At 64.0% G+C, this 24,752-nt stretch carries 29 protein-coding genes; 13 read left to right on the top strand and 16 right to left on the bottom strand.

Features of this window, described 5'->3' with window-relative positions; translation table 11 throughout:
• Positions 1 to 197: 197 nt before the first annotated feature.
• Both NKH17_RS30220 and NKH17_RS30215 read right to left on the bottom strand, forming a co-directional pair.
• Positions 198 to 629 carry a DoxX family protein gene (locus NKH17_RS30220; RefSeq protein WP_254819626.1) on the bottom strand — a complete coding sequence of 144 codons (432 nt, stop codon included), beginning with the start codon at positions 627 to 629 and terminating at the stop codon, positions 198 to 200.
• A gap of 262 nt (positions 630 to 891) precedes the next feature.
• Positions 892 to 1,644, bottom strand: a complete 753-nt coding sequence (locus NKH17_RS30215; protein ID WP_352901432.1) for a tryptophan 2,3-dioxygenase family protein — start codon at positions 1,642 to 1,644, stop codon at positions 892 to 894.
• 156 nt (positions 1,645 to 1,800) lie between these two features.
• On the opposite strand from NKH17_RS30215, the gene NKH17_RS30210 reads away from it, so the two are divergent.
• Positions 1,801 to 2,277 (top strand): Lrp/AsnC family transcriptional regulator, encoded by a 477-nt coding sequence (locus tag NKH17_RS30210; protein WP_254819628.1) that lies wholly within the window; start codon positions 1,801 to 1,803, stop codon positions 2,275 to 2,277.
• A gap of 5 nt (positions 2,278 to 2,282) precedes the next feature.
• On the opposite strand, the gene NKH17_RS30205 is transcribed toward NKH17_RS30210, so the two are convergent.
• On the bottom strand, positions 2,283 to 2,756 hold the full coding sequence (locus NKH17_RS30205) for an Lrp/AsnC family transcriptional regulator (RefSeq protein WP_352644960.1): 474 nt from the start codon (positions 2,754 to 2,756) through the stop codon (positions 2,283 to 2,285).
• Positions 2,757 to 2,867: 111 nt separating this feature from the next.
• Here NKH17_RS30205 and NKH17_RS30200 point away from each other — a divergent pair, with 111 nt between their 5' ends.
• Positions 2,868 to 3,467 carry an RBBP9/YdeN family alpha/beta hydrolase gene (locus NKH17_RS30200; RefSeq protein ID WP_352901436.1) on the top strand — a complete coding sequence of 200 codons (600 nt, stop codon included), beginning with the start codon at positions 2,868 to 2,870 and terminating at the stop codon, positions 3,465 to 3,467.
• Between the two features lie 26 nt (positions 3,468 to 3,493).
• On the opposite strand, the gene NKH17_RS30195 is transcribed toward NKH17_RS30200, so the two are convergent.
• Positions 3,494 to 4,453, bottom strand: a complete 960-nt coding sequence (locus NKH17_RS30195; protein WP_352901438.1) for a prohibitin family protein — start codon at positions 4,451 to 4,453, stop codon at positions 3,494 to 3,496.
• Positions 4,454 to 4,865: 412 nt separating this feature from the next.
• Between NKH17_RS30195 and NKH17_RS30190 the strand changes: the two genes are divergently transcribed.
• From NKH17_RS30190 to NKH17_RS30170, 5 genes are all read left to right on the top strand, one after another.
• Complete coding sequence (locus tag NKH17_RS30190) at positions 4,866 to 5,120, top strand: hypothetical protein (RefSeq protein WP_352901441.1); 255 nt, start codon at positions 4,866 to 4,868, stop codon at positions 5,118 to 5,120.
• Positions 5,117 to 5,425, top strand: coding sequence for a hypothetical protein (locus NKH17_RS30185; protein ID WP_352475529.1), 309 nt, complete (start codon positions 5,117 to 5,119; stop codon positions 5,423 to 5,425). The genes NKH17_RS30190 and NKH17_RS30185 overlap by 4 nt, the downstream gene beginning before the upstream one ends.
• Before the next feature lie 11 nt (positions 5,426 to 5,436).
• Positions 5,437 to 5,619, top strand: coding sequence for a DUF3606 domain-containing protein (locus NKH17_RS30180; protein ID WP_023675702.1), 183 nt, complete (start codon positions 5,437 to 5,439; stop codon positions 5,617 to 5,619).
• A 223-nt stretch (positions 5,620 to 5,842) separates the two neighbouring features.
• Positions 5,843 to 6,025, top strand: coding sequence for a hypothetical protein (locus NKH17_RS30175; protein WP_245274654.1), 183 nt, complete (start codon positions 5,843 to 5,845; stop codon positions 6,023 to 6,025).
• A 43-nt stretch (positions 6,026 to 6,068) separates the two neighbouring features.
• Positions 6,069 to 6,680 (top strand): hypothetical protein, encoded by a 612-nt coding sequence (locus tag NKH17_RS30170; protein ID WP_352901444.1) that lies wholly within the window; start codon positions 6,069 to 6,071, stop codon positions 6,678 to 6,680.
• Between the two features lie 15 nt (positions 6,681 to 6,695).
• On the opposite strand, the gene NKH17_RS30165 is transcribed toward NKH17_RS30170, so the two are convergent.
• Positions 6,696 to 7,601, bottom strand: coding sequence for a S1C family serine protease (locus NKH17_RS30165; protein ID WP_254819635.1), 906 nt, complete (start codon positions 7,599 to 7,601; stop codon positions 6,696 to 6,698).
• 249 nt (positions 7,602 to 7,850) lie between these two features.
• On the opposite strand from NKH17_RS30165, the gene yghU reads away from it, so the two are divergent.
• Positions 7,851 to 8,738 (top strand): glutathione-dependent disulfide-bond oxidoreductase, encoded by an 888-nt coding sequence (gene yghU, locus NKH17_RS30160; protein WP_352644964.1) that lies wholly within the window; start codon positions 7,851 to 7,853, stop codon positions 8,736 to 8,738.
• 298 nt (positions 8,739 to 9,036) lie between these two features.
• On the opposite strand, the gene NKH17_RS30155 is transcribed toward yghU, so the two are convergent.
• Together NKH17_RS30155 and NKH17_RS30150 are read right to left on the bottom strand one after the other, a co-directional pair.
• Entirely contained in the window at positions 9,037 to 9,288 is a 252-nt protein-coding gene (locus NKH17_RS30155) for an exopolysaccharide production repressor protein (RefSeq protein WP_352644965.1), read from the bottom strand.
• A gap of 153 nt (positions 9,289 to 9,441) precedes the next feature.
• Positions 9,442 to 10,635 carry a KamA family radical SAM protein gene (locus NKH17_RS30150; protein WP_502910641.1) on the bottom strand — a complete coding sequence of 398 codons (1,194 nt, stop codon included), beginning with the start codon at positions 10,633 to 10,635 and terminating at the stop codon, positions 9,442 to 9,444.
• Between the two features lie 458 nt (positions 10,636 to 11,093).
• On the opposite strand from NKH17_RS30150, the gene NKH17_RS30145 reads away from it, so the two are divergent.
• On the top strand, positions 11,094 to 11,525 hold the full coding sequence (locus NKH17_RS30145; protein ID WP_352901448.1) for an SAM-dependent methyltransferase: 432 nt from the start codon (positions 11,094 to 11,096) through the stop codon (positions 11,523 to 11,525).
• A 50-nt stretch (positions 11,526 to 11,575) separates the two neighbouring features.
• Here the strand turns inward: NKH17_RS30145 and NKH17_RS30140 are convergent, their stop codons facing one another.
• Positions 11,576 to 13,198: an ABC-F family ATP-binding cassette domain-containing protein gene (locus NKH17_RS30140; RefSeq protein ID WP_352507784.1), complete on the bottom strand. Its 1,623-nt coding sequence runs from the start codon at positions 13,196 to 13,198 to the stop codon at positions 11,576 to 11,578.
• Positions 13,199 to 14,034: 836 nt separating this feature from the next.
• Complete coding sequence (locus tag NKH17_RS30135) at positions 14,035 to 14,940, bottom strand: LysR family transcriptional regulator (protein WP_352901480.1); 906 nt, start codon at positions 14,938 to 14,940, stop codon at positions 14,035 to 14,037.
• Between the two features lie 100 nt (positions 14,941 to 15,040).
• Between NKH17_RS30135 and NKH17_RS30130 the strand changes: the two genes are divergently transcribed.
• Positions 15,041 to 15,781 carry an SDR family oxidoreductase gene (locus NKH17_RS30130; protein WP_352475535.1) on the top strand — a complete coding sequence of 247 codons (741 nt, stop codon included), beginning with the start codon at positions 15,041 to 15,043 and terminating at the stop codon, positions 15,779 to 15,781.
• A 34-nt stretch (positions 15,782 to 15,815) separates the two neighbouring features.
• Positions 15,816 to 16,016 carry a tautomerase family protein gene (locus NKH17_RS30125; protein ID WP_352475732.1) on the top strand — a complete coding sequence of 67 codons (201 nt, stop codon included), beginning with the start codon at positions 15,816 to 15,818 and terminating at the stop codon, positions 16,014 to 16,016.
• Between the two features lie 24 nt (positions 16,017 to 16,040).
• Here the strand turns inward: NKH17_RS30125 and NKH17_RS30120 are convergent, their stop codons facing one another.
• Positions 16,041 to 16,190, bottom strand: coding sequence for a hypothetical protein (locus NKH17_RS30120; RefSeq protein WP_352799314.1), 150 nt, complete (start codon positions 16,188 to 16,190; stop codon positions 16,041 to 16,043).
• Between the two features lie 154 nt (positions 16,191 to 16,344).
• Between NKH17_RS30120 and NKH17_RS30115 the strand changes: the two genes are divergently transcribed.
• Entirely contained in the window at positions 16,345 to 16,809 is a 465-nt protein-coding gene (locus tag NKH17_RS30115; RefSeq protein WP_352799312.1) for a GFA family protein, read from the top strand.
• A gap of 39 nt (positions 16,810 to 16,848) precedes the next feature.
• Here NKH17_RS30115 and NKH17_RS30110 read toward each other — a convergent pair whose 3' ends face one another.
• The 6 genes from NKH17_RS30110 to NKH17_RS30085 form a co-directional block, all read right to left on the bottom strand.
• Positions 16,849 to 17,619, bottom strand: a complete 771-nt coding sequence (locus NKH17_RS30110; RefSeq protein WP_352799310.1) for an exodeoxyribonuclease III — start codon at positions 17,617 to 17,619, stop codon at positions 16,849 to 16,851.
• Positions 17,620 to 17,628: 9 nt separating this feature from the next.
• Positions 17,629 to 18,273: an alpha/beta hydrolase family protein gene (locus NKH17_RS30105; protein ID WP_352901453.1), complete on the bottom strand. Its 645-nt coding sequence runs from the start codon at positions 18,271 to 18,273 to the stop codon at positions 17,629 to 17,631.
• A 215-nt stretch (positions 18,274 to 18,488) separates the two neighbouring features.
• The gene (locus NKH17_RS30100; protein WP_352901456.1) at positions 18,489 to 19,583 is read right to left on the bottom strand and encodes a tetratricopeptide repeat protein; all 1,095 of its coding nucleotides are present in this window, start codon (positions 19,581 to 19,583) and stop codon (positions 18,489 to 18,491) included.
• Positions 19,580 to 20,494 (bottom strand): non-homologous end joining protein Ku, encoded by a 915-nt coding sequence (ku, locus tag NKH17_RS30095; RefSeq protein ID WP_352807142.1) that lies wholly within the window; start codon positions 20,492 to 20,494, stop codon positions 19,580 to 19,582. The genes NKH17_RS30100 and ku overlap by 4 nt, the downstream gene beginning before the upstream one ends.
• Before the next feature lie 232 nt (positions 20,495 to 20,726).
• The gene (gene ligD / locus NKH17_RS30090; RefSeq protein ID WP_352901459.1) at positions 20,727 to 23,225 is read right to left on the bottom strand and encodes a DNA ligase D; all 2,499 of its coding nucleotides are present in this window, start codon (positions 23,223 to 23,225) and stop codon (positions 20,727 to 20,729) included.
• Between the two features lie 155 nt (positions 23,226 to 23,380).
• The gene (locus tag NKH17_RS30085; RefSeq protein ID WP_352799302.1) at positions 23,381 to 23,605 is read right to left on the bottom strand and encodes a hypothetical protein; all 225 of its coding nucleotides are present in this window, start codon (positions 23,603 to 23,605) and stop codon (positions 23,381 to 23,383) included.
• A gap of 272 nt (positions 23,606 to 23,877) precedes the next feature.
• Here NKH17_RS30085 and NKH17_RS30080 point away from each other — a divergent pair.
• On the top strand, positions 23,878 to 24,752 hold an 875-nt coding region (locus tag NKH17_RS30080; RefSeq protein WP_352973176.1), incomplete at its 3' end, for a hypothetical protein.

Below are 24,752 nucleotides of genomic sequence, written 5' to 3'. Positions count from 1 at the left end.
TGCTTACCCCGCCGAATGTTGGAAGTACAGAGGGAATGCAGGCACATCTACAAAAAGCATAAACCTCGAACGTTTTTACTTTAGCTCTCGCTTTTATTGCACTCGACCTGCGATGGCCTAAATGACGGCATCCGGCCGTCCTCGATCGTCACGACGATGCTGGTGCGGATCGAGACGCCGGATCCGAAATTCCGGCATCACCCCCTGCCAAGCCTCAGCGCCAGGACGCGGCCCGGCCCATGCACGGCGGCAAACAGCAGCCCGGCCAGGAAGGTGAAGTGATCGACGAAGAAGCCGAACTCCGCCTGGTTGCCGGCCCAGTGCGACGGCCCGTGGAAGGCGAAGCCCAGGAACAGCACATAGGCGCCGGCGACGAGTGCTGCCCATGAGAAGAAGGCGCCAGTCAGGAAGCATAGAACGAGGACGACCTCAAGCAGGGCTGCGCACCAGGCCAGGAAGAGCGGGAATGGAAACCCGGCCGCCGCGATATAGCCGGCGGTGGCGCCGATATCGACGAACTTGAAGATCACGGCCATCAGGAAGACGGCTGCGAAGATCAGGCGGGCGATAAGGATTGCCGCGGTCTGCCACGGCGACTGGACGGTTGATTGAGCGGTTTCCAAGGTCACGACGTCCTCCCAAGAGTTACGATGGTTGTGCCCCAAGGACGCACCACCAGCCGCAAGCCCGACATCATCCCCCGAAAAACCTGCAGGAGACAAGTGCGCGGGGAGAAAGCCTCGCAAGACCAGGTTTCCTCGCCCCTATTCATGGGGGAGAGGTGGCGCGGCAAAGCCGCGACGGAGAGGGGACTGCGCCGGCAAAGAAAGGCCCTCTCCGGCCGCTTCGCGGCCCTCTCTCCGCCGCGAGGCGAGGAACCCGAGCCTGGAACTACCCTAAGTTCACCCCCGGCTTGCTGATCGGCTCCCGTACCGTTCCATACTGGCTGCCCCAGCGGTCGGTCATCGCCCAGCGTATGTCCCAGAGTTCCGGGAAGAAGCGGTGGCGGGCGCCGGCCTCCAGCAATTCGACCGGCCTGCCCTTCAGCGATTTCGCGCCGAGGCCGATCGTGCGGTGGATGAGATAGAGGTGGTTGGCGCGGAATTTCTGGAACAGCTCGTCGAACTCGACCAGCGCTTCGGCAACGACATAGCTGTCGCCGTGATCGTAGCCGGTATCGTAGACATCCTCGACCGAGAGGCCGCGGCCGTCGAGGTATGACGTCTTGAAGGCCCGCCACAGATCCGGCGGCAGACGCAACAGCTGCTTGAAACCCGGCGATTCCTGACCGCTGCCATTGCCGAGCTGCAGCCGGATCTGCTGGTACTCCTTGGGCGACATGGTTTCGAGCAGGTCGAGCTGCGCCGTCATCAGCCGCATCAGCCGGTGCACGCGCCCCATCAGCGTGACGATGCGATGCGTGTCCTGCTTTTCCAGGAAATCAACGACGTCGATCAGCGTGTAGGCGATGAGCTTCATCCACAGCTCCTCGACCTGGTGCACGATCTGGAACTGCAGCTCGTCGGCATTGACCATCTCGGCCAGCGGCTTCTGGCAGGCCAGCAGCCTGTCGCATTTGAGGTAGATGCCATAGTCGCGCATCTCGGGCGTTTCGATGCGGGCATAATAGTCCTGCTTGTCCATGGCCATGCTCCTTGCCGCGGCCGTTGGGCCGCAGGCGTTTGTTGGATCCCGGTCCCCGAGTCTAATCGCTTTCTTGCCGAACATTGTCCCTTTCTGTTATTCGATTGGCGAGAAATGAAGGACGAATGCTGCTTCTGAAGCAGACAGAAAGAACGAATGATGCTGGATGCGGTCGACCGGAAGATCGTCGCGGCGCTCGAACGCGATGCCCGCACCTCCTTTGCCGCGCTCGCCGACGAGGTCGGCTTGAGCAAGACGCCGTGCTGGAAGCGGGTCAAGGCGCTGGAGGATGCCGGCGTCATCCGCGGCTACTCGACCCGGATCGACCCAGCCAAGCTCGGCTTCGGCATCGAAGCCTTCATCCAGGTGTCGATCGATTTCGAACTGTCGGACGCCTTCGAGGCGGCGGTCAAACAGCATCCGCTGATCCGCCGCTGCCACGCCACGACTGGCGAGGCAGACTATCTCCTGCAGATCGTCACCGTGGACATGATGGCGCTCGACAGGATGCTGCGCGAGGAGCTCAGCCGGCTGCCCGGCGTGCGGCGCACGATCACCTCGATGGCGATGCGCGAGATCAAGGGCGGCATCTCGTTCGCCAATGCCGTCGGGCATACACAGACCAAGCGATAGACCGGTCAGGCCCTGGTCATCAATTCGCGGCCCAGCCGCTTCGGTTGCTCGGCGCGCAGAACCACATTTGTCGTCACCGTGCCGTACCGGCCGATGCTGTCGACGATGCTTTCAAGGTCGGGCGGTGACGGGACCACGACCTTGACCAGAAAACAATCCTCACCGGTCACCCGCAGCACCTCGACCACCTCCGGCAATTGGGCGAACTTCTTCAGGCAGGCCTGGATATGCTCATGCGTGGTGCGCAGGCGGATAACCGCCATGGTGCCGAGCCCGAGCGCTGCCGAATTGATCACCGCCTTGTAACCGAGGATGACCCCGCGCTCCTCCAGCCGCTTCACCCGTTCCGAGGTGGCGGGCTGGGACAGTCCGACGCGGCGGCCAAGCTCGGAGATGCCGATGCGGCCATCCTCCTGCATGATCTCAATGATCGCCAGATCGGTGGGATCGAGCCTTGGCCGGTAATCGCCGTTCCGCATGATCGCCTTTAATCCATCGGATTTCGTCGCTGCTTTCCGATGATCTCTCATTCCGCCGCCGGGGAGAAGACCTAGAATTGCACGCGCTGCATCAGGAAAGAAGGGCTTCGCATGACCGAATTCATCATTGTGCCGGGCATCGGCGGATCGGGCAAAGCCCATTGGCAGACGCATTGGCAGCAGGCAAGCCCGGCGATGCGGCGGTTCAGTCCGGCGAGTTGGGATGCGCCGGATTTCGACGACTGGGTGGCAGCACTGGAAACCGCTGTATGCCAGGCATGGACACCGCCGGTGCTCGTCGCCCATAGCCTCGGCTGTCTGCTGGTCGTACACTGGCAGCGGATCTCCCCCCGCTCTATCGGCGGCGCGTTGCTGGTCGCGGTTCCGGACCCTGCGTCGTCGGCCTTCCCTTCCTCCGCCCGAGCCTTCGCCGACGCGCCGCAACAACGGCTTCGCTTTCCGTCGCTGATTGTCGCCAGCACCAACGATCCCTACGGCTCGCTGGACTATGTCAGGGCGAAATCCGAGCGCTGGGGCAGCGATCTCCATATCGCCGGGCCGCTTGGCCACATCAATGGCGACAGCGGGCTCGGCGACTGGCCGGTGGGAATGGAGCTGCTGACGGCTTTTCTCGGGCGAACGAAGCAAGCGCCCGAGCCGCCGTGCTTCAGCCGTGACCGCAATGGGACGGCTACCGCGCCGCCGTCCTGATCTGGTTTGCGCCGCGGCGCCGCGCCTCAGTTCGATGCTGCGGCAGGTGTGCTGAGCTCCAGGAACGGCACTGTCGAACCCGGGATCATCGACTTCGGCAATTCGCCGTTCCATCTCTCCGCCTTGGTCAGTTCGACCAGCAGCGGATTGTTGGCGATCGCGGCGGCGCGAGCCTTGATGGCGCCCGCGGTCGCATCGCCTTCGACCCTGGTCTTGTAGGCGCTGGCCTCGGCTTCGGCCTTGACGCTGTCGGCGCGGCCCTTGGCCTGGGTGACGGCGATATCGGCCTTGATCTTTTCCTGCTGCAGGTTCTGTTCCTGCTTCTGCACCTCGACCTGCGCCGTCATCCTGGCTTCGACCGCCTGCTCGTAGGCGTCGGAGAAGTCGATGTTCTCAACCTGCACGCTGTCTATCATCACCGGGCCGTCGGTTACCGCCGCGATGGCGTCGGCGACGTCCTTGTTGAACTTCGCCCGGTTCTGGATAACCGACACCGCGTCGTACTGGCCGAACACGGTCTTGATCTCCTGCGGTGCTTTCCTGGCAATGACACGGTCGGCCAGTGCCTCTATCGATCCGTAATTGGTGTAGACGTTGCTGACTTCGGCGGCCGGCACGTGGAAGTTGACGGTGACGCGCATGTCGGCCGGCTGCTGGTCGCGCGAATAGGCCTGCATGGCCGGCAGGCCGCCGCAATCGTTCTGGTTCTCGCAGCCCCATTTGAGCACCTGCTGGCGCAGGCTGATCTTCTCGACGCGCTGCAACCACGGCAGCTTGAAATGCAGTCCGGGATCGACGACCGAACTCAGTGCCCCGTTGGTCAAGAGCACGCCGCGGTCGCCCTGATCGATCGTGTACCAGGATCCAAACAGCGCAAAGATGCCGAGCGCCACGATGAGGAGTGCGACCAGGCCGGAACCGATCGACCCCGACGCCGTCCCCGGCTTGCCTTGCGGACGGCCTGAATTGCCTTGCGTTTCGGTCATTGCCCCAACCCACCCGATTGCCGTGCTGCTTTTGCCCACAATAGCGGCGGCATTGCAATCCTCTCGACATTGAAGGATCTTCGCGCCGGCCTGGCGGACCGGCGGGGTGGTCAGGCTGGCTAGCGGATTTCCCCTGCAGCCGCGGCAGCGGGCTGGGACGCGCGGCCTGGCGTCTCCTTCTGCCGTTCGGCATCGCTTTTGCGCTTCGGGCAACCCTCGTAGTCGTGGTCGCGCCCACCGCAGTAGGAGCAGCATTTTGCCGGCGCGTCGGAGCGAAGCATCGTTGGCATGCACAAGGATGCACGAAAACCCGACAGATTGCGAAGGCTTGCGCACCGGCAACGTCGATTTCGCCACGGAACCGCTGCGGTCGCATGAAAGTTATCTGCTCATTGCAACGGGAGCACAGGACATGGCCGACGACCCGAACCATTACGAGACCGGAGCGAGGAAATATCCGGCAAAGATGAGCCCCGACGCGGCCGACCAATTTTCGCAGGATGCGGCCGGCAACAAGCCGCCTCCTGGCGGCATGGGATTGACCAGGCCGGCTGACGATTTCGACGACAAGACCCGGCATTCGGAGGGCCGGAACCCGCCGCGCGCAGCGATCCGGCCAGACGACAAGGCCAGCCCCAACAAGCCCGGTGAGGACGCGAAACGATGAACGTCGCCAATCTCCAGCTCGAAGGATTGATGATGGCGATCGCGGCCGTCAATAATGCGCTGGTCCACAAGGGCCTGCTGTCGGTCGACGAGGTCGACATGGCGTTGCGCCGGGCCGAGGCGGCGATGACGAGCGACGAGCGTCTCTATGAAGACATGTCGCCATCCAACCGCGACGCCGTCTGTTTTCCGCTCAGGCTGCTGCAGGCGGCCAACAATGCCCAGGGGGAAACCGGCGTACCTTCCTTTGCCGAACTGGCAAGGATGGTCGGCCGGACCAAGCAGCCCTATAACGACCAGATGTGATGGAGGACACCATGGCCGACGACAAATCCAAGACCAAGCAGGATCGCAAACTGGTTTCCGGCGAAGAGCCATACGAGGTCGCTGCCTTTGCCCGCAAATACGGCATACCGCAAAGCGAGGCCGCGACCATCATCAAGCGTTACGGCCCCTCGAGGAGGAAGCTCGACGCGCATATGGCGAGCCGCAACGCCTGATCCAACTCTGGCGGCGGCCGCCGTTCACGCCGGAAGCGTCCCTGCCCTGCCGCCTTGTCGAGAGTATCGGCACCGTCAGCCGTGACCTGTCGGGTTCGCCCCTGTGGGGATTCAACGCCTAGTTTTGACAGCCGCGGAATACTCTCGCGGCGCAACAACTCATTTACCTCGACGCTGTACCAGTCCGGTGAGCAAAGCCGGGGGTCGGATGCAGGAACAACTATTGCGTTACGAATGTGTCATGGAGCCGAACGGCCGTTGGATGGTGTGGGACATCGTTCACGATCTGCCGGCGCAATTTTCGGAAATCGCGCTGATCGGCCTGAGCCGTCGTGAAGCGGTTTCGCTCTGCCGGCTGCTCAACGAGACGAGCCGTTCCGAGACGCGGCAGAGCCGGGCCTCCTGAGAAGCGCGTGCGTCTCAGGCCTGCCAGGCTAAGAGGATTTTACATGCGATCGACAATATTCGGTTTGGTCCTGTTGCTGCCGGCCGCCGCAGTGGCAGAACCGATCGAGACGCAGAAGATCATCACGGCGGCGACCGGCGACTGGAACGGCGACGGCGCCGCCGATCTGGCGATGATCGTCGAGACCGAGCCCGGCCATCCCATGGACCTGCATTTGTTCCTCAGGGACCGCGACGGCAATTTTCTCAGACCTGCCGGGGTCGTGCATGAACAGATTTACGGCGAATGGAAGGATTACGAGCGGCCGGGCCCCGCCACATCCGACACCGAGCCCGAACTCACCGCGCTCGCCAACGGCTCGATCAAGCTCTATGTTCCGGCGATGGAGATCGGCAGCGAGCGGACCAACAAGACGCTGACGCTCGCCTGGCGCAACGGCACGTTCGTCGTCGCCGGTTTTGCCTACGAATATTGGGATTACATGGACGACAATGTTGCCGGCGACTGCGACTACAATGTGCTGACCGGCAAGGGCAAAAGCAGCAAGAAGCTGGCGGACGGCAGCACCAGGCAAGCGACCGTATCGGTCGAAGGCAAGGTCATCCCATTCGCGGAATGGACCCCGGGCACTGGCTTCAGCGCTTGCGGAGAGTGAGAGGTTTCGGTTGCCTCACTGCAGCGGCGGCTTCCACAGCAGACTGTTGCGATCGGCGGACTTGACGCGAAGCCAGGTTTCGCGGCCGTCGCGCAGCACCCGGAGCGGGATCTCGGCGCCCGCCGGGCCGCTGTTCCAAAGCTTGCGATAAAAATCGGCAAGCCCATCGACCGCCGTGTCGCGGACATCCGAGATGACATCGCCTTGGCGAAGGCCTGCCTGGGCGGCTGGACCGCCTTCGGCGACGCTCATCACCACGACCTTGCCGTCGCTCTCGGCCGAGAAGGCGCCGAGCCATGGCCGCGGCGGCTTGGCGACCTGCCCGCGCGTCAGCAGATCGTCGAGGATGGGCGGCAGAAGATCGATCGGCACCACCATGTTGATGTCTGCGACCTCGCCGTTGCGGCTCATCTGCAGGCGCAGCGAACCGATGCCGAGCAGCCTGCCATCCGCGCCGATGAGGCCGGCGCCGCCCCATGAGGGGTGAGCCGGCGCCGTGAAGATCGCCTCGTCGAGCAGATATTCCCAATAGCCGGCGAATTCCTGCTTGGTGACGATTCGCGCCCGCACGGAGCGGCCGACGCCGTCGGAGAGCACGACGGGATCGCCGATCTTCGCCCTGGACGCGTCGCCGAGCGCAATGGCGGGCAGCCCGAGCGGCGCCAGCGCCTGCACCAGGCCGAAGCCCGACTCCTGGTCGTAGGCGAGCGCATGGGCGGGAACCACGCGCCCGTCCTGGTCGGCCAGCCAGACCTCCTCGGCCTCGGTGATGAGATAGCCGATGGTGAGTACCAGCCCGTCGCCGCGGATGACCACGCCACTGCCCTCGCGGCGGGTGCCAAGTGTATTTGCCGTGAAGGCGTCCTCCGGCACGGTGGCGCGGACGGCCACGATGGATCGCAAAAGGGGTTCGATATTCATGCTTTGGTTCCCGGCAATGTTCGCAGGCTTATATGGGCTATAGGTATGGCGCAGGTGATCAGGCGCAAGAGGTGGCGCCGGCTTTGGCGTGGACCGGCGCCGCGCCGTTCGCGCCGGGGTTTTGCAACAGCGCCGGCAGCCCTATCTGTACCTACGGCTATCCCAAGCTGCCCTATGCAAAGTTCCTCCGCCATTACCCACGTTGATATCCGATATCCTCCCAACCCAACCCTTCCAAAGGCCTGCCAAATGAACGACTACGCAACGGACCAATACACGCCGCCAAAAGTCTGGACCTGGAACAAGGCAAATGGCGGCGCTTTCGCCAGCATCAATCGGCCGATCGCCGGCCCGACGCATGACAAGAAACTGCCGGTCGGCAAGCATCCGCTGCAGCTTTATTCGCTGGCGACACCGAACGGCGTCAAGGTGACGATCATGCTGGAGGAACTTCTGGCGCTCGGCCACAGCGGCGCCGAATACGATGCCTGGCTTATCAGGATCAACGACGGCGACCAGTTCGGCAGCGGCTTCGTCGAGGTCAACCCGAACTCGAAGATCCCGGCCATGATGGATCGCAGTGGGAAAAAGCCGGTCCGCATCTTCGAATCCGGCTCGATCCTGCTCTACCTCGCCGAAAAATTCGGCGAATTCCTGCCGACGGAGCAGCCGGCCCGCGCCGAGACCCTGTCATGGCTATTCTGGCAGGTGGGCTCGGCGCCCTATCTCGGTGGCGGCTTCGGCCATTTCTATGTCTATGCGCCAACGAAGATCGAATATGCCATCGACCGCTTCGCCATGGAAACCAAGCGGCAGATGGACGTGCTCGACCGACGCCTCGCCGAAAGCGAGTATTTAGGCGGCAGCGACTATACGATTGCCGACATTGCGGTGTGGCCCTGGTATGGCGGGCTGGCCAAGGGCCGCATGTATGACGATTCCGGCGAGTTCCTGCAGGTGGAGCAGTACAAGAACGTGCAGCGTTGGGCCGACGCCATCGACGCGCGGCCGGCGGTCAAGCGCGGCCGCATGGTCAACCGCACCTTCGGCGAGCCTTCGATGCAGTTGCACGAGCGCCATGATGCCAGCGATTTCGAGACCAAGACGCAAGACAAGCTCGCGGCAGCCAAAAGCTAAGCCGACGACGCGCCGATCTCTCGCCTTGTAGGGGGGATCGGCAGCTTCGGCTGACTGCTCAGGCCCGTCTCTACCGCCGCCATCCAAGCTGGCATCAACAAAAGGGAGCTTGCCAGCCGGTTGTAAAATGTGGCGTTAGGCACCGTCGTACAAGCAGCAGGCAGGTTTTCCCGCTAGCTCAAAAACGACGATATGAGTTGGGCCATATATATTAGTTGACTAAACTAGCGGAACGTCCAATGCACATTCCCAGAACCGAACATGTCCTGTCTAGACCATGATATCTATATGGGACATACTACATAAGCTGAACGCGACCTCGACGGTTTGGCGGCACAGCCCTCAGACGCCGCGGCTTTACCTCCGCGCTTTTCGCCCCGGATCCGTAGATCAACCGGACGACGAACAGGAAATATCCAACCTGCATGACGATCAAGGTCAAGATCGTCCAGGCCAGCGTCTTCCAGATTGAACCCGTCGCAAGGTAAGTCGAGATCGCCACGACGGACGATATGGTGGTCAGCCCCACCAGAAACCGTGGAAAGTTCATGACTTTTGCGCCGCCCCGTAACTCGCAACAGCCGGGACGAACTCCCCTAACCCATTACCCCGGACCAACGTTTTCACTATTTTGGCAATTGCGCAACCACCAAATAGAACTGCAGTTAACGCATGCTTCCGTGATCAAGGGCTGCGTGTCAGGTCACCAAGGTGGGCTGGCTTGGACGGCGGCTGCGCGTCCCTCCTCCCCGACCAGCTCTCCATACCCCCTCACAACCCCATCAAGCCCACGTATTCGCCACGTCTCCCCTTCGCACGCCTCGAGATAGGACTGGCCGAGCGGGACTTTCCCTCCGCCGTCCGGCAGGTCCAGCACGTAGACGGGATTGCAGATGCCGGACAGGCGCGCACGCAAGGCGCTGACCAGCGCCTGGCCCTCGGCGATCGTGGTGCGCCGGTGCGCCATGCCGGGCACGAGGTCGCCGTGGTGCAGGTAATAGGGTTTGACGCCAAGGCGATACATCAGCTCGCGGCACAGCTCTTCCAACACCTCGACCGTATCGTTCACGCCTTTCAGCAGAACGCTCTGGTTGAGCAGCACGAAGCCGCCCTGCCTTAAAGTACGGCAGGCCCGCTCGGTCGCCTCCGTGATTTCGCGTGGATGGTTGAAATGGGTGACGACAGTGACCATCAGCCGGCCCTGCAAGGCTTGAACCAACCGGCCGGTGACGCGCGACGGCAGCGCGACGGGTACGCGAGTGTGGATGCGCAACAGCCGTACGTGCTGGATCGCCTCGACACGGGCGCGGATTTCCGCCAGCGCCTTGTCCGGCAGCGACAGTGGGTCGCCGCCGGTCAGGATCACCTCGCGGATTTGCGGATGGGCCGCGACATAGGCGAAGGCCTCGTCGAGAGCTTCGCGCGTATAGCCGCGGCCGATCGAGGTCAGCTGCTCCTTGCGAAAGCAGAACCGGCAATAGACGGCGCATTGATAGGTCGGGAACAGCAAAACCCGGTCGGCATGTCGATGCGTCACTCTAGGCACGGGACTGAAGGCGTGGTCGGCGATCGGATCGTCGAGTTCGCCCTCCTGCTCTGCCAGTTCGTCGGGCGACGGGATGACCTGAAGCCGTATCGGATCGGCGGGGTCGTTCCAGTCGATCAGGTCGAGATAGGCCTTGGGGATGCGAACCTTGTGGCGCGTGGCCGCGGCTTCGGCCGCCGCCCGCTCGGCTGGCGACAGCGGCAGCGAATCCAGATCGCCTACATGCCGCACGCCCTCGCGAACATCGTCCCGCCATGCGGCATCCGCCTCGCGAGCGCGCCTGTCATCGGCTGTCATGACGGCCGCATCGACCGCCATGCTGGCGTCGGGGATGTCGGGATGTGAGGTCATTGCAGGCTCCTTGAATTTCGGCCGGGGTACAGCATCGGAGCCAGGACTTGAAGGCAATAAGCGGTGTTGGGCCGGGTTGGAGGGCGCGGCAGGAAGCCACAACCGGCCACTGATCGGCCCAATCGTCCAACATCGCTGAGGCACAACATTAGCTTGCGCTCATATTAGCTTGAGCGTATACACATAAACGGCCGGTGATCTACCCCCCAACCGGTTAGGCTCGGCGCCAGTCCCTCCCTACCCCTCAGGTCAACGACGCCGGGCCGCTCGGGGTCCGCCCGGTCGCCCGCGGCTGAGACCGGATCGTCGACCTCTTCGATGTCGATCATGCCCCCTGCTCGAGCAGCACCCAACTGAACATACCAGCTGAACACATCGGCGATGCCCGCGTCTCTCGGCCTTCCCGTCGCCGGCCGCGGTCGCTAATCTCGGATTGCGAAAAAGCTGGAGAAGAGCGTATGGCGAACGACTTGTCGCCAAGGCTTTTGGCGATTGTCAATGCGCTGCCCTTGCGGCAGGGCATGCGAGTGCTGGAGATCGGCTGCGGACCGGGTGCTGCAGCGCGCGAGATCGCGCGCCGGATCGGCGGCGGGCACGTGCTGGCGATCGACCGCTCGGCCAAGGCCATCGCGCAGGCCGGGGCCGCCTCGCGCGCCGAGATTGCGGCAGGCCGGCTGAGCCTTCGCCAGGTCGCCATCGAGGATTTCGAGTTGGAGGCCGATGAGAAGCACTTCGACATTGCCGTTGCGGTGCGCGTCGGCGCGCTGGACGGGCGTCATCCCGAAGCAGGAAAAATTGCCCTGCGACGGCTCGGCGCCGTGTTGACCGCGCAAGGCCGGCTGTTCATCGACGGCGGCGATCCGCTACGCGAAATTGCGATACACGGCTGAACAGCTCGTGCTTAGCCTCCGGAATCGAGCGGCAGAGCTGGGTGCGCGCCTCAGCTCCGCAACCCCGGCGCCTCCTGCCCGGTGCGCTCGACATATTCGGTATAGCCGCCGCCATAGGTGTGGATGCCCTCGGGCGTCAGTTCCAGCACCCGGTTCGACAGCGCCGCCAGGAAATGGCGGTCATGCGAGACGAACAGCATGGTTCCCTCGTACTGCGACAGTGCCGTGATCAGCATTTCCTTGGTGGCGATGTCGAGGTGGTTGGTCGGCTCGTCCAGCACCAGCAAATTGGGCGGATCGAACAGCATCAGCGCCATCACCAGCCGCGCCTTCTCGCCGCCCGACAGCACGCGGCACTTCTTCTCGATCTCGTCGCCGGAAAAGCCGAAGCAGCCGGCCAGCGCCCTGAGCGGCGCCTGGCCGGCCTGCGGAAATGCATCTTCCAGCGTCTGGAACACGGTGCGCTCGCCCTCCAGCACTTCCATGGCGTGCTGGGCGAAATAGCCCATCTTGACGCTAGGGCCGCGCGCCACCGTGCCATTGTCCGGCTCGGAAGCGCCGGCGACCAGCTTCAGCAGCGTCGACTTGCCGGCGCCGTTGACGCCCATGATGCACCAGCGCTCGCGGCGACGCACCTGAAAATCCAATCCCGCGTAGATCGAGCGGCTGCCATAGCCCTTGTGCACGTTCTTCAGCGTCACCACGTCCTCGCCGCAGCGCGGCGCCGGCTGAAAGTCGAACGATACCTTCTGGCGGCGCTTAGGCGGCTCGACCCGGTCGATCTTGTCCAGCTTCTTCACCCGGCTCTGCACCTGCGCGGCATGCGAGGCACGCGCCTTGAAGCGCTCGATGAAGGCGATCTCCTTGGCCAGCATCGCCTGCTGGCGCTCGAACTGCGCCTGCTGCTGGCGGTCGGCGATCGCCCGCTGCTGCTGGTAGAATTCGTAGTTGCCGGAGTAAGCGGTCAGCGAGCCGCCATCGATCTCGACCACCTTGTTGACGATGCGGTTCATGAACTCGCGGTCGTGCGAGGTCATCAGCAGCGCGCCGTCGTAGTTCTTCAGGAACTGCTCCAGCCAGATCAGGCTTTCGAGGTCGAGATGGTTGCTCGGCTCGTCGAGCAGCATGGCGTCGGGCCGCATCAAAAGGATCCTGGCCAGTGCCACGCGCATTTTCCAGCCGCCGGACAGCTTGCCGACGTCGCCGTCCATCATCTCCTGGCTGAAGCCAAGGCCGTCCAGCACCTCGCGAGCACGCCCATCCAGCGCGTAACCGTCGAGCTCCTCGAAGCGGTGCTGTGCCTCGCCGTAACGGGCGATGATCTCGTCCATTTCACCGGCGCGATCGGGGTCGCCCATCGCGTGCTCGAGCTCGCGCATCTCGGCCGCCACTTCGCTGACCGGCCCGGCGCCGTCCATCACTTCGGCAACGGCACTGCGGCCGGACATGTCGCCGACATCCTGGCTGAAATAACCTATAGTGACGCCGCGATCGACCGAGACCTGGCCCTCGTCAGGCTGCTCCTCGCCGTTGATCATGCGAAACAGCGTTGTCTTGCCGGCGCCGTTAGGCCCGACCAGCCCGACCTTCTCGCCCTTCTGCAACGCGGCGGACGCTTCGATGAAGACGATCTGCCGGCCGTTCTGCTTGCTGATGCTTTCGAGACGAATCATGGTTTTCCAGGAAAGGCCAAAGGAGAGTTCCCGCGCCAATACGCGATAGGCCGCGCCGGCGGAAGCCCGCAGTGGTGAGGCGCCCCGCGCCAAATTGTCTGAACCCTATCGTTGCATCGCCCGCCGGAATCGCTCGTCCAGCTGCTGGAACTCGGCAAAGAGCCCATCGCATGCCCGGCGACCCGCTTCGCATCGCATAGTCCGTGTTTGGTACCAACTGCCCTGCCGGTCCCTGCTGAGGCGATTGCAGGTTATGGCGGGATACGCCTGTTCGGTGGGCCTTGTGAAACTCCACTGTGTCAGCCCGTCAGCAGAAACGAACCGTTCGAAGCGGGATGAGGCAGCAACGCGACGCAACGCGGGAGACGCCCTCAGTTGCTCGACCAAATCCAGTGCGTCAGCACCGTGGAAACCGCACATCGTCGACGGCCCACGCGCGTCGCGGTGGATGCCTTCGTCCACAGTCTGGGCGTGCGAGGCGCCGTAGGTTGCGAGCATAATCGCGCCGACTACACGGAATCTTCTCACTGGAGCTTCCCTATTGGCTACTGCATTCCTTCAACACTGTTGGTTGCAGCAGGACCACTCACCCGATCCCGTCGCCTCATAGGCGCCGGCGGCGCGTCTGTCCTCAAGTCGCACCGGCCGGCACAAGGACACTACCGGTGAAGCGAGCGCCGCTCCGATGCCGCTCCGATGCATAACGACAGGCTCGCCGTTGACATGGACTTTGCGCTGGTTTTGGTCTTGGTCCCGGTCCCGATCTTGTCACTAAACCCAAGCGCGATGTTTATCTCGTCCGATCGCCTTCGCAAAGTAGCCGGCGGTCCGGACGATCACACCCGGCCCGATGTCCCGCCCTCGCCAAAAATCCGGGTCACCCAGTCGATGAACACGCGTACCCGTGGCGCGAGCTGGCGGTTCTGTGGGTAGAGCGCCGACAGCGGTGTCGGCGACGGCGGGTAATCCGGCAGCACTTCGACAAGCGTGCCGCGTGCGAAATCCCCGGCGAAGCGGTAATGCGGCGCCTGCACCAGGCCGAAGCCGAGACGCGCCAGCTCCGCCATCGTGTCGGAGCCGTTGACCGTCACCCGGCTCGGCAGCGTGACATAGCGCAACGCGCCGCCAACGGTGAATTCGAGCGGCATGATCTCGCCGGTCCGTGACGAGCGGAAGCCGACCATCAGATGGCCTTCCAGATCGTCGGGGGTTGCCGGCATGCCGTGCTTTTCGAGATAGGCGGGGCTGGCACAGGTGACTTCGCGCAATGTTGCCACCCGCCGCACGATCATACCGCTGTCGGCCTGTTCGCCGGAACGCAGCACGCAGTCGATGCCCTCGCGCACCAGATCGACCAGCCGGTCGCCGTCGCCGATATGCAGGTCGATCCCGGGGTAGCGGTCGAGGAATTCGGTGAGCCGCGGCAGGATGAAATGGCGGGCCATGAAGCCGTGCACGTCGATCCTCAAAAGGCCTTGCGGCTGCGCCGATTGAAAGCCGGCCTCGGCATCTTCGACATCGGCAAGAATGGCGAGGCAGCGCTGGTAATAGGCCTGGCCGTCCAATGTCGGCCTGACATGGCGCGTGGTGCGTTCCAGCAGCCTCACCCCCAGCCGCGCCTCGAGATCCTTGATCGCCTCGGTGGCGCTCGATCGCGACATCGACAGATCGGCGGCGGCCGCGGTGAAGCTGCCGCGCTCGATCACACGGACAAGCAGGCGCATCCGGTCGAGACTGTCCATCGCCATTGTTCGCCATATCCGAATGGTGTTGGCAAGTCCCGAGCGATTATCCCGCAGGATTTATCGCCTATTTTCAGCGGACAAGAATTGGAGAGCTGACATGACTGCGCGGAATGCAAAGGTGGCGCTGGTAACCGGCGCCTCGAAGGGTATCGGCGCCGAAATTGCCAGAAGGCTGGCACGCGACGGCTTTTCGGTCGTCGTCAACTATGCCAGGGGCGCCGAAGCAGCCGAAGGCGTGGTGCGCGGGATCGAAGCGGCGGGCGGCACGGCGATCGCCGTTCAGGCCGATGTCGGCGATCCCAAAGGCGTGGCGCATCTGTTCGACGCAGCCGAGCAGGCGTTTGGCGGCCTCGACGTGCTGGTCAACAACGCCGGCATCATGAAGCTCGCGCCGATCGCGCAGATGGACGACACCGGTTTTGAGCAGCAGGTCGCGGTGAACCTCGGTGGCGTCTTTCGTGGCATGCGCGAGGCCGCAAGAAGGCTGCGCGACGGCGGCCGCATCGTCAGCTTCTCGTCCAGCGTGGTCGGGCTCTACCAGCCGACCTACGGCGTTTACGCTGCCACCAAGGCCGGCGTCGAGGCGATGACGCATGTGCTGGCCAAGGAACTCGGGCCGCGCGGCATCACAGTCAATGTCGTTGCGCCGGGGCCGGTGGCCACCGAGCTGTTCCTCGGCGGCAAGTCTGAGGCACTGGTCGAAACGATCACCAGGATGATCCCGCTGGGGCGGCTCGGCCAGCCCGCCGACATCGCCGGCGTGGTGTCGTTCCTCGCCGGACCGGACAGCGGCTGGGTCAACGGCCAGGTGCTGCGCGCCAATGGCGGCACGGTCTGACTTTACCTCCAACAACCAACAGGAAATCGACGTCATGCCCTTTGCAAACTTCAAGGTACCTGAGCGCGCGCTGTCCGCCGCACAGAAGGAGGACCTCGTCCACAAGACCACAGCCCTGTTCGTCGAAATGTTCGGCGAAGGCGTGCGCCCCTACACCATGGTGCTGATCGAGGAGGTCGCCGATGGCGGCTACGGCCGCGCCGACGTGGTGTTCACGATTCCTGGGGCAGGATAAAATCCTGAACCCCAAGCACCGCCTTCACCCGCTCGAGCGCCAGCTCGTCATGAAGATTTCGATGGAAAAGACGTTGCAATAGGCGCCAAGGCCGCGCAGCGACGAGACGCGCAACGGCATGTCGGCAACGAAATGCCAGTTCACCCGCTGGTTCGGCGCGAACAGCTTCGTCAATCATGTGATCGCTTCAACTGCCGCGGCCGCGAGCGAACGCGGGTTCGGGGACGGCTAAGCTGCCGATGCCCTTCTTTGAGGGACCGTCAAGGGAGAGATTGCAGCTTGGCGGTCGCACGCTAGATCGCAGGCAGAGGCTAACGCGAGGCCAGCCATGGACGATTGGAAGCTACCTTGGGACGGCGGTTGCCTATGCGGCGGGATACGCTTTCGCGTAAGTGCCCCGCCCTTGCTGACGATGGCGTGTCACTGCACCGGCTGCCAGAAACTGAGCGCCAGCGCGTATTCCTTGACCATCGCCGTGCCGAGCGCCGGTTTCGCCGTCACCCAAGGCGAGCCGGCGGTCGGCGGCCTGCACGGCCCGCACCGGCAACTCTATTGCCGGGATTGCAAGAACTGGATGTTCACGCGTCCGCATGGCCTGGACTTTTTCGTCAACATTCGTGCGACCATGCTGGACGAACATCATTGGTATGTGCCTTTCGTCGAAGTCTTCTCATCGGAAAAGCTGCCCTGGGCTTCGACCGCCGCTACCCACAGTTTCGCTACGCAGCCCGACCTTGAGGGATACGCCCCTTTGATCGAAGCGTTCGCCCGTGAAGCGGCGCGGCCAACCTGACTGGTTGGCGCCCGGAAAGGCGGCGCCAGTTTTCGTGCTTCACCGCAACTCCGCCCAGACAGGCGCGTGGTCGCTGGCGCCGGTCTCGCCACGCACGTCGCGGTCGATACCCGCCGCGACCAGCCGGCGCGACAGTTTCTTGCTGAGCAAGATATGGTCGAGCCGCAGGCCGGCATCGCGCGGCCAGCGATTGCGGCGATAGTCCCAGAATGTGTAGAGCGTCTCCGTCGGGTGCTTCTTGCGCAGCGCGTCAAGCCAGCCCTGGTCGAGCAGCCGCTGGAACGACGCGCGGCTTTCCGGCTGCACCAGCGCGTTGTCGTCATAGGAGCGGGTCGGGTAGATGTCGCGCGCCTCGGGCACGATGTTGTAGTCGCCGGCCAGCACCACGGGCAGGCCGGTATCGAGCAACTGCGCCGCATGCGCCTCCAGCCTTTCGTGCCAGGCCAGCTTGTACTGGAATTTCGGGCCGGGCTGCGGGTTGCCATTCGGCGCGTAGAGCGAGGCGACGAGGATACCGTTGACCGCCGCTTCGATGTAGCGCGCCTGCTGATCGCTATCGTCGCCGGGCAGCGCCTCGCGGGTCAGAACGGGTTCTGAGCCCCGCGAAAGGATGGCGACGCCGTTCCAGGTGGGCTGCCCGACCCAAACCGCGCCGTAGCCGGCGGCCGCCAGCGCAGTGCGCGGAAACTGTGTCTGTCTCGCCTTGAGCTCCTGCAGGCAGGCGATGTCGGGTTTGGCGGCGGCCAGCCATGCGAGCAGGTTCGGCAGCCGGCTGTTGATGTTGTTGACGTTGAAGGTGGCGATCTTCATCGGCCTGCTTCAGCGCACGATGCGTTCGGTCCACGCCTTCACCGCATCAGCGAGCGTCTTCAGATGATCGGCGGTGGAGAAGCCGGAGATGTTTTTGCGCGGCTTCAGATCATGGTCGCCATCTTCCAGCCAGAGAATCTCGATCGCCTCGGACAGAGCATAGGTCGCGACCTCGTCTTTGATCCCGAACTCGTCGCGCGTGCCCTGGAGGATCAATGTCGGCGTCTTGAGATCGGCGAGGTGCTTTGTCCGAAGCTGCGTCGGTTTGTCCGGCGGATGGAACGGATAGCCGAGGCAAAGCAGGCCCGAGATCTCGCCCTTCGAAAACATCTCGTCGGCGATCATCGAAGCGACGCGTCCGCCCATCGAGTTGCCGCCGATGATGAGCGGCCCCTCCACGCCCTTCGCCCGGAGGTCGGCGATCGCCTTGACGTATTCCGGGTTAACCGTCTCGGCGCGCGGCGGCGGCTTGCGATGGCCGTAGCGGCGGGCGGCCATGTAGTGGAATTCAAAGCGCGCGACGCGGAAACCGGCCGCGGCGAGCGCTTTTGCCGTGGCTGTCAGCGAGGGCGAGTCCATAGGAGCGCCTGCGCCATGCGCGAGCAGGATGGTGATGGCGGCGGTGTCGGGGCCGTCGAAGAGGAAGGTGGTCATGGGGCGGCCCACTTATAGAGGCCGCGTTCCGTCCCACCCCCCTCTGTCCTACCGGACATCTCCCCCTCAAGGGGGGAGATTGGATGTCGCCGCCGGTTTCGCCAACCACTAAAGCTGAAAGGCACGCGGGGCACCGAAGCTGCCGATCTCCCCCCTTGAGGGGGAGATGTCCGGCAGGACAGAGGGGGGTGTTCAAGCGCAGGCATTGGATTACCTCACCCCGCCGACAGCCGCGCCAGCTGCAAATCCACGAACTGTATCCCCTTGGCCGCCATACGCGCCCATTCGGAATTGGCGTCGAGTTCGAGGTAGCGCACCCAGCGACGCCGCGCCTCGGCGAAATTGCCGGCGTCGAACTCCAGCCTCGCAAGGTTGAACACCGCGTCGGCATAATTGGGATCGAGTGCGATAGCCTTCAGCAAATGGCGGCGCGCCGAGGCTACCCGCCCCTCTTCGCTCATCAGCCCGGCAAGATTGAACCAGGCCTCGACGAAGCCGGGGTCGCACTTGATGGCGCGGGCATAGTCGTGCGCCGCCTCGGCCGCTTGGCCGGCGGCGCGCAGGCAGTTGGCGCGGTTGAAGGCGGCGATCGCATCGCTCGGGTCGATGGCCAGACAGCGCTGGTAGAGTGCCGCCGCCTGCTCGTGGTCTTCAGCCTCTTCCGCCGCCTCGGCATCGGCGAACAGCTCTTCCAGCGTGTCGTCATCCCGCGTTCCCAGATCGAACAGCAGCTGGCCGTCGAGTTCGCTCTGGCCTCCCTCGAGATAGATCGCGTCGGCCCGCCCATGCTGCGAGCCGACGGCGAGCGACTTGGCGGTGAGCGAGGCGACCGGGCCCGAGCGATGCACAGAGCGGGCGATCGCCCCCCATGAGGCGCCGCCGGCAACCAGCCCGGCATATTTGCGGGCGAGGATCAGGTCGCGAAAGGAATACGGTTCGCAATCATGCTCGAAGGCATCGAACAGCGACAAAAGGTCGAGATCCGCGCCGGTCAGCCGCGACTGGTCGATCAGCGACTGCCGCGACAGCGCCGAAGCCTCCGGCGCTTTCATCAGCCCGAGCAGGCGCAGGAAGCCGTTCTCGCTGACCAGCTTGCGCCCGGCCGCGCGCTCGGTGACGACGCGGCGTTCAATCTCGGTATCGCCGGCCCTGGCGAGCAACATGCGGCCCAACACGACATGTGTGGTGCGCCGAGTGACGCCGCGCCGCAACTGGCCGTGCCGGCGCTCGACCTCGCGCGCCGCCAGCCTGAGCGGAAAGGCGGCCAGCGCGCCGACGATACCGAAGACCGTGCCGGCGAGAGCCGTCACGCCTTGCTCTTGCCGACGGCTTTGAGAAGGTTCGCCTTGAGCGGGTTTTCCTTGGCCGCGGCGGCGCCGGCCTTGGCGGATTTCGCCGCGGGCTTGGCCGTTTCATCGGCCTTGCTCTTGGACTTGGCCGGCGGCTTGGCCGATTGCGACAGGCTCGCCTTCAGCGCATCCATGAGGTTGATGACATTGCCGCGCTCAGGCGCCGCCGCGATGATAGGCTTGTGGCCCTTGAGCTTCTCGCGGATCATCGCCATCAGCGCGATCTCGTAGCGGTCCTCGTAATTCTTTGGATCGAAGGTGGTTTCCTTCTGCTTGATCAGCGCTTCGGCCAATTGCAGCATTTCGGGATCGGGGTTTCCGGCCGGGATATTGCCGAAATATTCAGCCGTGCCACGCACTTCGTTCGGATTCCTCAAGGTGCAGACGAACATGCCGTTCTCGCGCGCGCCGATCGTCACGACGCGCTCGCGGCTGGACAGCACAAGGCGGGCGATCGCCAGCTTGCCCGATTTGCGCATCGCTTCGCGCAGCACGGCAAAGGTCTCCTCGGCCATTGCGCCATCCGGCGCCAGGTAATAGGGCGCGTCCTGATAGATGACGTCGACCGAATGCTCGTCGACAAAAGCCTCGATGTTCATCGTATGGTTGGATTCGATGCGCACCGCATCGAGATCGGAGTCCTCGATGATGATGTACTGCTTGTCCTCGTATTCGTAGCCCTTGACCAGGTCCGAACGCTCGACCAGCCCGAGCTCGGGGTCGACCGGCTTCATGTTGATGCGGTTGTGCGTCTTCTTGTGCAGCTGATTGAAGCTGATGCGTTCGCTGGCGCTCGTCGCCGGATAGAGCCGGACCGGACAGCTGACCAGACTGAGCTTGAGGTAACCTTTCCAACTTGCCCTGGGCGCCATGAAATACTCCTACGCGGCCTTGTGCTGTCGAACAGTTCGCAGCGTTCATTCGCCCGGAGGACGAACGGGACTGCCGAAATCCTACATTGCCCTTACAATACCGGGCCCTTACAATACCGGCAAATCCCTAGCGAAATCTTCCTCCGCTGAGAGCCGCCTGCACGCAAGAGGTCCCATGGCGAAGAATAATTCAAATTTTCCGGAGCGTCGATGGAGTCTGGGGCCCGCAGAACTACCTCGCGGTGGCTATCAACGGCAAATCCCGGGCGAAATCTTCCATGTCGGCCCAAGGGTCGCCTGACGTCGCCAGCAGGCCCGGCAGTGACGAATAATTCAGGTCCTGCGGGGCGTCGATGGATTCCAGGTCGCTCCAGCTCACCGGTGTCGAGGCCGGCAAATTGGTGCGGGCGCGCAGCGAATAGGGAGCCGCCGAGGTGTGGCCGCGCGCATTGCGGTGAAAATCGATGAAGATGCGCCGCTTGCGGTTCTCCTTGCCCATGGTGGTGGTGAAAGTGTCGGGCGCGGTGGCGGCAAGATGCGTGGAGATGGCGCCGGTCGCCTGGTGCAGTTTCTTCCAGTTCTGCTTTTGTGTCACCGGCACGGTGATGTGGATGCCGTGGCCCCCGGAGGTCTTGACGAACGGCACCAGCCCTAGCGCTTCGAGCTCGCTGCGAATATGCACCGCCGCCTCCACCACGTCGCGCCAGGCGATCCCCTCGCCCGGGTCGAGATCGAAAACGATCAAATCCGGCTTGTCGAGCCGCGTGCGATGGGTGCCCCAGGTGTGGAACTCGACGACGCCGAACTGCGCCAGCGCCAGATAGCCCTTGGCGTCTTCCACCGAGAGATAGGATTTGGTCTCGCCCTCGGAGTTGGTCGCCTCGAAGGTCGCCACGGATGACGGCATGCCGGTGAAGGCATGGCGCTGGAAGAAACAGTCCTGCGGTCTGCCGGTCGGGCAGCGCACCAGCGAGACCGGCCGGCCGAGAATGTGCGGCAGCATGAAATCGCCGACCAGCGCGTAATAGACGGCAATGTCGAGCTTGGTCGGGCCGGTCTTGCCGAATAGCCGCCGCGTCGGGTTGGTCACCCAGATGGTTGCGAGGTCGGCCTCGGCGATCAGCCGCTTGCGCTTGGCCGAAACCGGCGTCGACAGGCCGACGTCGCGCAGGCCGCGGAACACGGCATGGCGCAGCGCATTGTCGGTGGTCCGGTTGGCGTAGTGGATATGCGCCGAAAGCAGCGGCCGCACCCAGTTCATCTCGCGCATGATTTCGCGCGGAACACCTTCCGGCGCGGACGCCCCGGCGCGCAACGGCTCCAGCCGCGCCAGCAACTCGCCGGCGGTGGCGGCGTCGAAGCCGGTGCCGACCTTGCCGCGATAGTGCAGCTCGCCATCCTCGAATTCGCCGAGACCGAGTGCGGCCAGCCCCTCGGCCGCGTCGGAGACAGTGTAGCCGGCGATAACGAAATCGCCGGTCTGAAGCGCCTTGGTCTTGGTCCAGGTCTTGGTGCGGCCGCTCTGGTAGACCGCCGTAGCACGTTTCGAGACGACGCCCTCCAGCCCCATTTCCGATGCCTGGTCATAAAGCGCCTGGCCGTCGCCCTCGGCGTGATCGCTGTACTGGATGGCGGAGTTGGCGCCAAGACCGGACAGCAGCTGCGAAAGCAGCGTCTTGCGCCGGCGGAGCGGCACTTGCCTCAGGTCCCAGCCGTCGAGATAGAGAAGGTCGAAGGCATAGAAGTGGAGCTTGTTGCCGGCGCCTTCGGCCAGCGCATCCTGCAAAAGGGCAAAGCGGCTGATGCCCTTGGCGTCGAGCGCGACGACCTCGCCGTCGATGATCGCCTCGCGGCAGGGCAGCCTGGCGAAGGCAAGCGGCAGGTCGCCATAGCGCTTCGTCCAGTCGAGACCGGCGCGGGTGATCAGCCTGACCTTCCCGTCGGAAACATGCGCCATGGTGCGGTAGCCGTCGAACTTGATCTCGTGCAGCCAGGCTTCGTGCGTTTTTTCCGCGGGACCTTCGCCGCCCGGCGGTTTCGGAACCTGCGTCGCCAGTTGCGGCTCGATACGGGTGGGCGGCGGCGCCTTGACGGCGCCCGGCAATGCACCTGGCTTCAGCACCACCGGCTTGGCAGGCTTGGCGGCCGGCTTCGGCGTTGCCGCCAGTTCCTCGATGCGGCGCCCGGATTTGACACTTTCCGGCCGGGCTTCCAGTATGTCGAGCTTGGCGTCGGCGGCCAGATCACGCTCCTTGAACAGCAGCCAGTTCTTCTTGCCCTCATCCTCGCCGGGCTTCGGCTTCAGCCGCGCCAGCATCCAGCCGCCATTGAGCTTCTCGCCGGCGAGCCGGAACTTGAAGGAGCCGGTGCGCAGGCTCTTCTCGACGTCGTCCATCGGCGCCCAGATGCCGGTGTCCCAGACGATCATCGGCCCGCCGCCATATTCGCCCTCGGGAATGACACCTTCGAAGTCGATATATTCGAGCGGATGGTCCTCGGTCTCGACCGCCAGCCTTTTGTCGGCCGGATTGAGCGAGGGGCCGCGCGGCACCGCCCAGCTCTTCAGCACGTCGCCGACCTGGAGGCGAAGGTCGTAGTGGTCGGCGGTGGCGTGGTGCTTGTGAACGACGAAGCGGTTGCCTTCCCCGGCAACCAGCCCGCCGGCGGGTTCCGGCGTCCTCGTGAACTCGCGCTTCGCGCGATAGGCCTTGAGCTTCGAAGGAGCTGGCATGGACTAGACGTAGGTGGCGGGCAAAAGCAACGAGCGCAGCATCAAAATCCCATCGCAGCGGCGCTCCAATGTCACGGCATCGATCCCAGGGTCTCCGCGACGCAGCTTCGCTCCTGCTCCGCCCTGGGATGACGAAGGATGGGAGGTCACGCCGCTCAATCGTCGGTGGCCGGTGTCAATTCGAGTTCGGCCGGCGACAGGCCCTGCTGCAGCTGGCTGAGCCGGAATTCGTCGACCCAATAGGCCTCGCCGTCGACCAGCACGCGCGCGCTGTAGCTGCCGGCCGAAAAACGCTGCGCAGTGATGTACACCTTGTGGCGGTCGAGCGCCTTGCGCACCGCGGCGCGCTTGGATTTTTGGCTGGTAGCGGAACTGGCCATGCAATTTGCTCATACACGCAGAGCCGCAAGACAAGACGGCCGGCTCAAGGATGGCTGAGACGGGGTGTCGTGTCAATTTCGGCGAGCGAGCGTCCCACGACCGCCGGCGCATAGTGCCCGACGTCCATATATCAGGACGTGACACTTCCCCGGACTGGATGAAGCATCCCTCGAATGGATGAAGCTAAAAGCTCGAATTTATGCGTAGGCTCGTGGTGCACGTCTTCCAATTGGCGTCGCGGGATAGCAAGCCCCCGACCGAGGTCGCTTTTTTGACGAACGGAAAACGGACAGACATTGGCCTCAAAGCTGCGGTTCCACCTGCAAGCGGCGCCGAGTTGCTGAAATCCAGGGGCTGGTTTCGTGTCAAATGGCAAAAAATACTCTTGGCTAGTATGTTGATCGTCGGCGCGACAATTACGCTCTCGACTGCGTCCGCAGTTGAGATCGAAAAGCTGCGGCAGCAGGCGACCGCCGATCACACGGAGCTGGTGAGCGAAGCCGCCCAGGCGGCTTCGACGGATGCCGCCCCGCTCGATCGCCAGCTGGCCGAGCTCGCGGCTGAGATCGAAAAGCTGCGGCAGGACGCGACGATCGACCGCGCGACCGTGGCGCAACTGCGGACGCAGGTGAGCGAAGCCGCCCGGGCGCCGCCACCGGATTCGGCTACGCTCGATCGCCAGTTGACCGAACTTTTGGGTCAGATCGAAAAATTGCAGCAGGTGGCGGCGGGCGACAGCACGAACCTCCTCCAGTTGGTCGAAAAGCTGCGGCAGGACGCGACCGCCGACCGCGCGGCAGTGGCGCAGCTGCGGACGCAGGTAAGAGAAGCCGCCCGGGCACCGCCACCGGATGCGGTTACGCTCGACCGCCAGCGGACTGAACTCGCGGCCGAGATCGAAAAGTTGCGGCAGGGGGCGACCGCCGACCGCGCGGAGCTGGCGCAGTTGCGAGCGCAGGTGAGCGAAGGCGCCCGGGCGCCTCCGCCGGATGCGGTTGCGCTCGATCGCCAGCGGGCAGAGCTCGCGGCCGAGATCGAAAAGCTGCGGCAGGGGGCGACCGCCGACCGCGCGGAGCTGGCGCAGTTGCGAGCGCAGGTGAGCGAAGGCGCCCGGGCGCCTCCGCCGGATGCGGTTGCGCTCGATCG

Source organism: Mesorhizobium sp. M1334 (assembly GCF_040317995.1).
Lineage (GTDB): Bacteria > Pseudomonadota > Alphaproteobacteria > Rhizobiales > Rhizobiaceae > Mesorhizobium.
The sequence above is the reverse complement of the archived record's forward strand: the minus strand, read 5'-3'. Positions and strand labels throughout refer to the sequence as shown.

What these genes read in the sequence shown, in the direction of transcription:
- NKH17_RS30105 (WP_352901453.1), bottom strand. Translation starts at nt 18,273, where the DNA reads ATGACCACCTTCCTCTTCGACGGCCCCGACACCGCCGCCATCACCATC.
- NKH17_RS30085 (WP_352799302.1), bottom strand. Translation starts at nt 23,605, where the DNA reads ATGGCCAGTTCCGCTACCAGCCAAAAATCCAAGCGCGCCGCGGTGCGC.
- NKH17_RS30185 (WP_352475529.1), top strand. Translation starts at nt 5,117, where the DNA reads ATGAACGTCGCCAATCTCCAGCTCGAAGGATTGATGATGGCGATCGCG.
- NKH17_RS30180 (WP_023675702.1), top strand. Translation starts at nt 5,437, where the DNA reads ATGGCCGACGACAAATCCAAGACCAAGCAGGATCGCAAACTGGTTTCC.
- NKH17_RS30125 (WP_352475732.1), top strand. Translation starts at nt 15,816, where the DNA reads ATGCCCTTTGCAAACTTCAAGGTACCTGAGCGCGCGCTGTCCGCCGCA.
- NKH17_RS30135 (WP_352901480.1), bottom strand. Translation starts at nt 14,940, where the DNA reads ATGGACAGTCTCGACCGGATGCGCCTGCTTGTCCGTGTGATCGAGCGC.
- NKH17_RS30130 (WP_352475535.1), top strand. Translation starts at nt 15,041, where the DNA reads ATGACTGCGCGGAATGCAAAGGTGGCGCTGGTAACCGGCGCCTCGAAG.
- NKH17_RS30110 (WP_352799310.1), bottom strand. Translation starts at nt 17,619, where the DNA reads ATGAAGATCGCCACCTTCAACGTCAACAACATCAACAGCCGGCTGCCG.
- NKH17_RS30205 (WP_352644960.1), bottom strand. Translation starts at nt 2,756, where the DNA reads ATGCGGAACGGCGATTACCGGCCAAGGCTCGATCCCACCGATCTGGCG.
- NKH17_RS30170 (WP_352901444.1), top strand. Translation starts at nt 6,069, where the DNA reads ATGCGATCGACAATATTCGGTTTGGTCCTGTTGCTGCCGGCCGCCGCA.
- NKH17_RS30215 (WP_352901432.1), bottom strand. Translation starts at nt 1,644, where the DNA reads ATGGACAAGCAGGACTATTATGCCCGCATCGAAACGCCCGAGATGCGC.
- NKH17_RS30155 (WP_352644965.1), bottom strand. Translation starts at nt 9,288, where the DNA reads ATGAACTTTCCACGGTTTCTGGTGGGGCTGACCACCATATCGTCCGTC.
- NKH17_RS30190 (WP_352901441.1), top strand. Translation starts at nt 4,866, where the DNA reads ATGGCCGACGACCCGAACCATTACGAGACCGGAGCGAGGAAATATCCG.
- ku (WP_352807142.1), bottom strand. Translation starts at nt 20,494, where the DNA reads ATGGCGCCCAGGGCAAGTTGGAAAGGTTACCTCAAGCTCAGTCTGGTC.
- NKH17_RS30200 (WP_352901436.1), top strand. Translation starts at nt 2,868, where the DNA reads ATGACCGAATTCATCATTGTGCCGGGCATCGGCGGATCGGGCAAAGCC.
- NKH17_RS30115 (WP_352799312.1), top strand. Translation starts at nt 16,345, where the DNA reads ATGGACGATTGGAAGCTACCTTGGGACGGCGGTTGCCTATGCGGCGGG.
- NKH17_RS30140 (WP_352507784.1), bottom strand. Translation starts at nt 13,198, where the DNA reads ATGATTCGTCTCGAAAGCATCAGCAAGCAGAACGGCCGGCAGATCGTC.
- NKH17_RS30150 (WP_502910641.1), bottom strand. Translation starts at nt 10,635, where the DNA reads ATGACCTCACATCCCGACATCCCCGACGCCAGCATGGCGGTCGATGCG.
- yghU (WP_352644964.1), top strand. Translation starts at nt 7,851, where the DNA reads ATGAACGACTACGCAACGGACCAATACACGCCGCCAAAAGTCTGGACC.
- ligD (WP_352901459.1), bottom strand. Translation starts at nt 23,225, where the DNA reads ATGCCAGCTCCTTCGAAGCTCAAGGCCTATCGCGCGAAGCGCGAGTTC.
- NKH17_RS30210 (WP_254819628.1), top strand. Translation starts at nt 1,801, where the DNA reads ATGATGCTGGATGCGGTCGACCGGAAGATCGTCGCGGCGCTCGAACGC.
- NKH17_RS30145 (WP_352901448.1), top strand. Translation starts at nt 11,094, where the DNA reads ATGGCGAACGACTTGTCGCCAAGGCTTTTGGCGATTGTCAATGCGCTG.
- NKH17_RS30165 (WP_254819635.1), bottom strand. Translation starts at nt 7,601, where the DNA reads ATGAATATCGAACCCCTTTTGCGATCCATCGTGGCCGTCCGCGCCACC.
- NKH17_RS30195 (WP_352901438.1), bottom strand. Translation starts at nt 4,453, where the DNA reads ATGACCGAAACGCAAGGCAATTCAGGCCGTCCGCAAGGCAAGCCGGGG.